The organism is Citrobacter sp. wls613 (genome assembly GCF_005281195.1).
Classification (GTDB): Bacteria; Pseudomonadota; Gammaproteobacteria; order Enterobacterales; family Enterobacteriaceae; genus Citrobacter; species Citrobacter gillenii.
The window spans coordinates 86,840-95,330 of the sequence record NZ_SZXN01000055.1 but is presented as its reverse complement, the minus strand read 5'-3'; the positions used below and the strand labels follow the sequence as shown (position 1 = coordinate 95,330).

General features: G+C 54.6%; 5 protein-coding genes. 3 read left to right on the top strand and 2 right to left on the bottom strand.

The genetic code is table 11. The features are described 5' to 3' along the window. Both aceF and lpdA read left to right on the top strand, forming a co-directional pair. On the top strand, positions 1 to 1,313 hold a 1,313-nt coding region (aceF, locus tag FDX01_RS09915), incomplete at its 5' end, for a pyruvate dehydrogenase complex dihydrolipoyllysine-residue acetyltransferase (protein ID WP_249360930.1). 175 nt (positions 1,314 to 1,488) lie between these two features. Next, positions 1,489 to 2,913, top strand: coding sequence for a dihydrolipoyl dehydrogenase (gene lpdA, locus FDX01_RS09910; RefSeq protein WP_096758280.1), 1,425 nt, complete (start codon positions 1,489 to 1,491; stop codon positions 2,911 to 2,913). 119 nt (positions 2,914 to 3,032) lie between these two features. Here lpdA and FDX01_RS09905 read toward each other — a convergent pair whose 3' ends face one another. Both FDX01_RS09905 and FDX01_RS09900 read right to left on the bottom strand, forming a co-directional pair. After that, on the bottom strand, positions 3,033 to 3,827 hold the full coding sequence (locus FDX01_RS09905; protein WP_137399706.1) for a DUF2950 family protein: 795 nt from the start codon (positions 3,825 to 3,827) through the stop codon (positions 3,033 to 3,035). Positions 3,828 to 3,837: 10 nt separating this feature from the next. Further along, positions 3,838 to 5,442: a DUF3300 domain-containing protein gene (locus FDX01_RS09900; protein WP_137399705.1), complete on the bottom strand. Its 1,605-nt coding sequence runs from the start codon at positions 5,440 to 5,442 to the stop codon at positions 3,838 to 3,840. A 433-nt stretch (positions 5,443 to 5,875) separates the two neighbouring features. On the opposite strand from FDX01_RS09900, the gene acnB reads away from it, so the two are divergent. After that, positions 5,876 to 8,473 carry a bifunctional aconitate hydratase 2/2-methylisocitrate dehydratase gene (gene acnB / locus FDX01_RS09895; RefSeq protein WP_137399704.1) on the top strand — a complete coding sequence of 866 codons (2,598 nt, stop codon included), beginning with the start codon at positions 5,876 to 5,878 and terminating at the stop codon, positions 8,471 to 8,473. Positions 8,474 to 8,491: the final 18 nt, after the last annotated feature.

The following is an 8,491-nucleotide window of genomic DNA, read 5'->3' as shown; positions in this document are numbered from 1 at the left end:
CACCGGCAGCCGCAGCGGCTCCGGCAGCGTCTGGCTCTAAAGAAGTTAACGTACCGGACATCGGTGGTGACGAAGTTGAAGTCACTGAAGTGATGGTCAAAGTGGGCGATAAAATTGCCGCTGAGCAGTCACTGATCACCGTTGAAGGTGACAAAGCGTCGATGGAAGTCCCGGCACCGTTCGCGGGTACCGTGAAAGAAATCAAAATCAGCACCGGCGATAAAGTGAAAACCGGTTCTCTGATTATGGTCTTCGAAGTTGAAGGCGCGGCACCGGCTGCTGCCCCTGCGCAAGCGGCTGCTCCGGCTCAGGCCGCAGCACCTGCACCTGCCGCAGCTCCGGCTCAGGCCGCAAAAGCTGAAGGCAAATCTGACTTCGCAGAAAACGACGCTTACGTCCATGCAACGCCGCTGATTCGTCGCCTGGCGCGCGAGTTCGGTGTGAACCTGGCGAAAGTGAAAGGGTCTGGCCGTAAAGGTCGTATCCTGCGCGAAGACGTTCAGGCTTACGTGAAAGACGCGGTTAAACGCGCTGAATCTGCACCGGCAGCTGCGGCTGGCGGCGGTATCCCGGGCATGCTGCCTTGGCCGAAAGTGGACTTCAGCAAGTTTGGTGAAATCGAAGAAGTGGAACTGGGTCGCATCCAGAAAATCTCTGGCGCTAACCTGAGCCGTAACTGGGTGATGATCCCGCACGTTACCCACTTCGATAAAACCGATATCACCGATCTGGAAGCGTTCCGTAAACAGCAGAACGCCGAAGCTGAGAAGCGTAAACTGGATGTGAAATTCACCCCGGTAGTCTTCATCATGAAAGCGGTCGCAGCGGCTCTTGAGCAGATGCCACGCTTCAACAGCTCCCTGTCCGAAGATGGTCAGAAGCTGACGCTGAAGAAATACATCAACATCGGTGTTGCGGTCGATACGCCAAATGGTCTGGTTGTTCCGGTCTTTAAAGATGTGAACAAGAAGAGCATTACCGAGCTGTCTCGTGAACTGACGGTGATCTCTAAGAAAGCGCGTGATGGTAAGCTGACGGCTGGCGAAATGCAGGGCGGTTGCTTCACTATCTCCAGCATCGGCGGCCTGGGGACTACCCACTTCGCACCGATTGTGAACGCGCCTGAAGTGGCTATCCTTGGCGTGTCCAAGTCGGCTATTGAACCGGTGTGGAATGGTAAAGAGTTTACTCCGCGTCTGATGATGCCGATTTCTCTCTCCTTTGACCACCGCGTGATTGACGGTGCTGATGGTGCTCGTTTCATTACCATCATCAACAACACGCTGTCTGACATTCGCCGTCTGGTGATGTAAGCGAAAAAGCCGGCCCGACGGCCGGCTTTTTTCTGGTAATCTCATGAAGTCAGTGAGGTTATTGTGCGAAAGACAAATCGGTTGCCGTTTGTTGTTTCAAAATTGTTAACAATTTTGTAAAATACCGGCGGATAGAACGACCCGGTGGACGACGGGTATAAATTAAGAGGTCATGATGAGCACTGAAATCAAAACTCAAGTCGTGGTACTTGGGGCAGGCCCGGCAGGTTACTCTGCTGCCTTCCGTTGCGCAGATTTAGGTCTGGAGACCGTCATCGTAGAACGTTACAGCACCCTTGGTGGTGTTTGTCTGAACGTCGGCTGTATCCCTTCTAAAGCGCTGTTGCACGTAGCAAAAGTTATCGAAGAAGCGAAAGCACTGGCCGATCACGGTATCGTCTTCGGTGAGCCGAAAACCGATATCGACAAGATTCGTACCTGGAAAGAAAAAGTTATCACTCAACTGACCGGCGGTCTGGCTGGTATGGCTAAAGGCCGTAAAGTGAAAGTGGTAAACGGTCTGGGTAAATTTACTGGGGCTAACACCCTGGAAGTTGAAGGCGAAAACGGTAAAACCGTGATCAACTTCGACAACGCTATCATCGCGGCGGGTTCCCGTCCGATTGAACTGCCATTTATTCCGCACGAAGACCCGCGTGTGTGGGACTCCACCGACGCACTGGAACTGAAAACCGTACCAAAACGCCTGCTGGTTATGGGTGGCGGTATCATCGGTCTGGAAATGGGGACCGTTTACCATGCGCTGGGTTCAGAGATTGACGTGGTTGAAATGTTCGACCAGGTTATCCCTGCTGCCGATAAAGACGTGGTAAAAGTCTTCACCAAACGTATCAGCAAGAAATTCAACCTGATGCTGGAAACCAAAGTGACTGCCGTTGAAGCGAAAGAAGACGGTATTTACGTTTCCATGGAAGGCAAAAAAGCACCTGCTGAAGCACAGCGTTACGACGCCGTACTGGTTGCTATTGGTCGTGTACCGAACGGTAAAAACCTCGATGCAGGCAAAGCGGGCGTTGAAGTTGATGACCGTGGCTTTATCCGCGTGGACAAACAGCTGCGTACCAACGTACCGCACATCTTTGCTATCGGCGATATCGTCGGTCAGCCGATGCTGGCGCACAAAGGTGTTCATGAAGGCCACGTTGCCGCTGAAGTTATCGCTGGTAAGAAACACTACTTCGATCCGAAAGTGATTCCGTCCATTGCCTACACCGAACCAGAAGTTGCCTGGGTCGGTCTGACCGAGAAAGAAGCGAAAGAAAAAGGCATCAGCTACGAAACCGCCACCTTCCCGTGGGCTGCTTCTGGCCGTGCTATCGCTTCTGACTGTGCAGACGGTATGACTAAACTGATTTTCGACAAAGAATCTCACCGTGTTATCGGTGGTGCGATTGTCGGTACCAACGGCGGCGAGCTGCTGGGCGAAATCGGTCTGGCGATCGAAATGGGTTGTGATGCGGAAGACATCGCGCTGACCATCCACGCACACCCGACTCTGCACGAGTCCGTGGGCCTGGCGGCAGAAATCTTTGAAGGTAGCATTACCGACCTGCCGAACCCGAAAGCGAAGAAGAAGTAATCTTCTGACTTTGTAAGAAACGCCTCTTCGGAGGCGTTTTTTTTGCCTGTAACGACCTGTAATCTCAGATAACCTGCCGGGTAGCACTCGCGCTGACCCGGCCTACGGTTTACTCGGTTTTACTGCGTGACGGGTTGCCAGTTTTTATCCGGGGCGAAGGTGGTCAGCGCCTGCGCTTTTTCTTGTGATGCTTCACCAAGATCTGCCTGGTAGACGGTGTCATCGCCGTTAATCATAAAGCTCATCACGCCCGTATGACCGTAGCTGACGGGCCAGGCCACCATCGCAAAGCCGCTGGTTTTGTCGGGAAGGATGCGGAAACGATAACCGTGATAACCCGTGCCAGGCTCTTGCGGGCTGAAGGCCGGTCCCAGAGGGCTTGGCGCTTCGCCTGGTGCAACGGGCCAGTACAGGCCATCCTTTTTCCCTTCCGTGCTGACAACCTTCTGCGCATACTTCTGGTTCATCGCAAAATAGCTCTGCTGAGCATCCACATAGGCGTGTAATGCCTCGATGGCGGCGAGTTCGTTGCGGCCAATTTCGCGAGTCTGGATCTCTTCGGCGGCTTGCTGCATATCAAATTGCCAGCCGGATGTGGTTTTGATCACCGGGATTGGCAACTGCCAGCCGCTGTCCCCGACAACAAGGTGCGCGGTATTGCCCTCGACGACGGTATTATGATGGACCTTCCAGTCACGCAGGAAGCGATCAACGGCATCAGGATCGACACCTTCTGGCGGCAGAAAATCGCGCCAGTCTTCTCCAAGCAGGTTGTTCATCGCACTTTCATTTTGTTCACCGATCGCGCTTGCCAGTGCGTCGGTTGCCTGGTCTGGTGTACTGAAAGATTGCTGTGCCATCGCGGTGGCCGAAACCATGAACAACACCATTCCACTGAGTAATTTCATTTTCATGTCGGTTCCCTTAACGATGACGGAGTTCACGGTGTTCAGCGCGCCCGCCGGATGCCTGGCGCGATGGTTGGTTGCGGGATATTTCCCTGCTCTGAGCGCCTCGCTGCTGCTGTGCTTGCCAGCTGCCTGAGCGACTATCGTTACCGCTCAGCGCATTGGCGCGCGGCTGACTGGTGCGCTGTTGAGTATTCCGCTGTTGCACGTTGCGTTGCTGTGCAGGTTGCGAAACCCGTTTCTCCTGTCTCTGCGCGGTCGTCTGGCGAGTCTCTCGTTGTTGCGTGCTTGTCCGTTTCGCGGTTTGTGGTTTTGTGTCGTAGCCACGGTAGTTGTTGCGCTGAGAAATCTGCTTCAACTGTTGATTTGATGCCTGGCGCTGAGCATCTTTCGTTCCCGGACGCGCGGTCTGAGAAAGCGTTTTACCCGTCGATTTCTCCATCTGACTCATGGCTGCCTGACGCTGGCTATCGCGGTTGACCGCTCTTTGCGGGTTTTGCTGGGTCGCACTGAGCCCGGTTGCCGTGTTTGTGGCGTGGAAGCGGTTATTGAGCTGGTTATTCGCATAGGGCACACCCTCACGATAGGCCGGGTTATGCTGCCAGGTACGGTTGGCGTCAGTCAGCCGTTGACCACTGATTTTATTAAAGTTATCAACGTTGATATTGATGTTGTTATCGCCGTTGCGGTTATAACCGCCATGATTATCCCAGTCATCATTATTATGGTGGTGGTCCCAGTCGTCGTCGTCATCCCAGTCGATGTTGCTGAAGATGGCATAGGTTGTCGCTACCCCCAGACTGAAGCCTAAACCGTTAACGAAGCTGCTGCCAAATTGCTCACCGGGGGATGGCGGCAGATAGGTGGGAGGATAGGCGGTATTTGGCCAGGTGCCGTACACCGTATTCGGGTTATAGGTCGGAACGTAAACCACCTGCGGATCGGCGGATTCAATTTTAATAACCGTTGGGCTTGTTGTGGTGGTGGTCGTGGTATGGGTTGTCGACTGACTGGTGTCGGTTTTCGTCGGTGCAGGCTTTGTTACGGTGGTAACCGTCTGCTGAGGCGTTGATTGTAATGCCCCGGTTTGCTGCGCCAGTGCGCGCAGGCGTTGAACCGAATCCATCACGTCTTGCGGCTGCGCGAGGAAAGCATCACCCAGGCTTTGTACCCACGGCGGATTTTCACCTAACAGTGACATCAACTGAGGAAACGCGACCAGTGATTTTACGCTAGGGTCCCAGGGCTGTCCGGCAACGGCCTGAATAGCGGCGTCACCCTGCATTTTAGGATTGTCTTTAGACCACTGCGCGGCCTGGATAACGTTGGCCTGGTAGGTCGCCGCCATCAAAATTTGCGACAGCAATGCATCCGGGTACAGCGCGACTGGCGCAACCCACTGATCGATTTGTGCGGCAGTGTATGTTGGTGCGACAGCAGGCGCGGATTGCACGGCAGGTGCAGCTACGGGCGCTGGAGCAGGTGCTGAAGGTTGTTGTGCGACAGGGGCCGGTGCAACGGGTTCCGTTGTGCGGCTTTTGACGAACATCACGCCAGAGGCGGCAAACAGCCCGGCACTGCACAGAAGGACGAGCAGATGTGGCTTAAAGGGCAACTTCATAAAATGACTCCAACGAGACAAGCGCTGTGCCGTAAGGCGTTTCTGTTGCCGCGAGTATTATTCACCCGTGTTTTACAGTTTTGACTTTTATTGGGTAACCGCCCGGTATGTCCGGAAAAAGAGTGTGAACATTTATTACACAATTATATCTGATGCCTGAAAACGCGTAGAAATATTCTGATGCCGCCGTTTTAAATCAATCGCTTTAAGAGAGTGGGAGGGGACACAAATTTGCCTCGCCTCCTTGCTATACCATTCTTAACGATTCAGCCAATTTTTTATGTTGCTTTTTTGTAAACGGATTAACACTTAGTGAAAATCCTGTTATTGTGCCTTATGCGGTACCGGGCATTTACCCTACAAACTGCTGTCTCACAGGAGCGTGAAGAGAATCGCCTACCGCATATGACAATGAGAGCGAGGAGATACCGTCGTGCTAGAAGAATACCGTAAGCACGTAGCTGAGCGTGCCGCCTTAGGGATTGTGCCAAAACCGTTAGACGCAACCCAAATGGCCGCACTTGTCGAGCTGCTGAAGACCCCGCCTGTGGGCGAAGAAGAATTCCTGTTAGACCTGTTGATCAACCGCGTTCCTCCTGGCGTAGATGAAGCCGCTTATGTTAAAGCGGGTTTTCTTGCTGCCGTCGCGAAAGGCGACACTATGTCCCCGCTGGTGACACCAGAGAAAGCCATTGAACTGCTGGGCACCATGCAAGGCGGATACAACATTCATCCGCTGATTGACGCGCTGGACGATGCGAAACTGGCGCCGATTGCCGCTAAAGCACTGTCCCATACGCTGCTGATGTTCGATAACTTCTATGACGTAGAAGAAAAAGCCAAAGCGGGCAACGCCTACGCGAAGCAGGTAATGCAGTCCTGGGCCGATGCCGAATGGTTCCTGAACCGTCCAGCACTCGCTGAGAAAATGACCGTTACCGTGTTCAAAGTGACCGGCGAAACCAATACCGACGACCTGTCTCCGGCTCCGGATGCATGGTCGCGTCCGGATATCCCGCTGCACGCGCTGGCGATGTTGAAAAACGCCCGCGAAGGCATTGAGCCAGATCAACCGGGTGCCGTTGGTCCGATCAAACAGATTGAAGAACTGCAGAAGAAAGGCTACCCACTGGCCTACGTTGGCGACGTTGTCGGCACCGGTTCTTCACGTAAATCTGCGACCAACTCCGTACTGTGGTTCATGGGCGATGACATCCCGAACGTGCCGAACAAGCGCGGCGGTGGTCTGTGCCTCGGTGGTAAAATTGCGCCAATCTTCTTCAACACCATGGAAGATGCAGGCGCGCTGCCGATTGAAGTGGACGTAAACAACCTGAACATGGGCGACGTGATTGACGTTTACCCACTCAAAGGTGAAGTGCGTAACCATGAAACCAATGAACTGCTGGCGACCTTTGAGCTGAAAACCGATGTGCTGATTGACGAAGTACGCTCCGGTGGCCGTATTCCGCTGATCATCGGTCGTGGCCTGACCACCAAAGCGCGTGAAGCGCTGGGTCTGCCGCACAGTGACGTATTCCGTCAGGCGAAAGACGTGGCGGAAAGCAACCGCGGCTACTCGCTGGCACAGAAAATGGTCGGGCGTGCCTGCGGTGTTACCGGTATTCGTCCGGGGGCTTACTGCGAACCGAAAATGACCTCTGTAGGTTCTCAGGACACCACCGGTCCAATGACCCGTGATGAACTGAAAGACCTGGCGTGCCTGGGCTTCTCCGCAGACCTGGTGATGCAGTCGTTCTGTCATACCGCCGCCTATCCGAAGCCGGTTGACGTGACCACGCACCACACTCTGCCTGACTTCATCATGAACCGTGGCGGCGTCTCGCTGCGTCCGGGCGATGGTGTTATTCACTCGTGGCTGAACCGCATGCTGCTGCCGGATACCGTCGGTACCGGTGGTGACTCGCATACCCGTTTCCCGATCGGTATTTCCTTCCCGGCGGGTTCTGGTCTGGTAGCGTTTGCCGCTGCAACCGGCGTGATGCCGCTGGATATGCCGGAGTCAGTGCTGGTGCGCTTCAAAGGCAAAATGCAGCCGGGTATCACCCTGCGCGATCTGGTCCATGCGATCCCGCTGTACGCGATCAAGCAGGGCCTGCTGACCGTTGAGAAGAAAGGTAAGAAAAACATCTTCTCCGGCCGCATCCTGGAAATCGAAGGCCTGCCGGATCTGAAAGTCGAGCAGGCATTTGAACTGACCGATGCGTCCGCTGAGCGTTCTGCTGCTGGCTGTACGATTAAGCTGAACAAAGAGCCGATCGTTGAGTACCTGACATCTAACATCGTCCTGCTGAAGTGGATGATCGCAGAAGGTTACGGTGACCGTCGTACGCTGGAACGTCGTATCCAGGGCATGGAAAAATGGCTGGCGGATCCACAGCTGCTGGAAGCCGACGCTGACGCAGACTATGCGGCAGTGATCGACATCGATCTGGCGGATATCAAAGAGCCAATCCTGTGTGCGCCGAACGATCCTGACGACGCGCGTCTGCTGTCTGACGTGCAGGGTGAGAAGATCGACGAAGTGTTCATCGGTTCCTGCATGACCAACATTGGTCACTTCCGTGCCGCAGGTAAGCTGCTGGATGCGCATAAAGGCCAGCTGCCGACCCGTCTGTGGGTGGCACCGCCAACCCGTATGGATGCCGCACAGCTGACCGAAGAGGGCTATTACAGCGTCTTTGGTAAGAGCGGGGCGCGTATTGAGATCCCGGGCTGTTCACTGTGCATGGGGAACCAGGCGCGTGTGGCCGACGGTGCGACCGTAGTGTCAACGTCAACGCGTAACTTCCCGAACCGTTTAGGTACCGGCGCGAACGTCTATCTGGCGTCTGCGGAACTGGCGGCCGTGGCGGCGCTGATTGGCAAGCTGCCAACGGCGGAAGAGTATCAGACCTATGTTGCCCAGGTGGATAAAACCGCCGTGGATACCTACCGTTATCTGAACTTTGACCAGCTCTCTCAGTACACCGAGAAAGCGGACAGCGTGATTTTCCAGACGGCGGTATAATTCGCTAGCGGATTTTGC

Bases quoted from the DNA above. Each gene is read 5' to 3' on its own strand.
- lpdA (WP_096758280.1), top strand. From the start codon at position 1,489: ATGAGCACTGAAATCAAAACTCAAGTCGTGGTACTTGGGGCAGGCCCG.
- FDX01_RS09905 (WP_137399706.1), bottom strand. From the start codon at position 3,827: ATGAAAATGAAATTACTCAGTGGAATGGTGTTGTTCATGGTTTCGGCC.
- FDX01_RS09900 (WP_137399705.1), bottom strand. From the start codon at position 5,442: ATGAAGTTGCCCTTTAAGCCACATCTGCTCGTCCTTCTGTGCAGTGCC.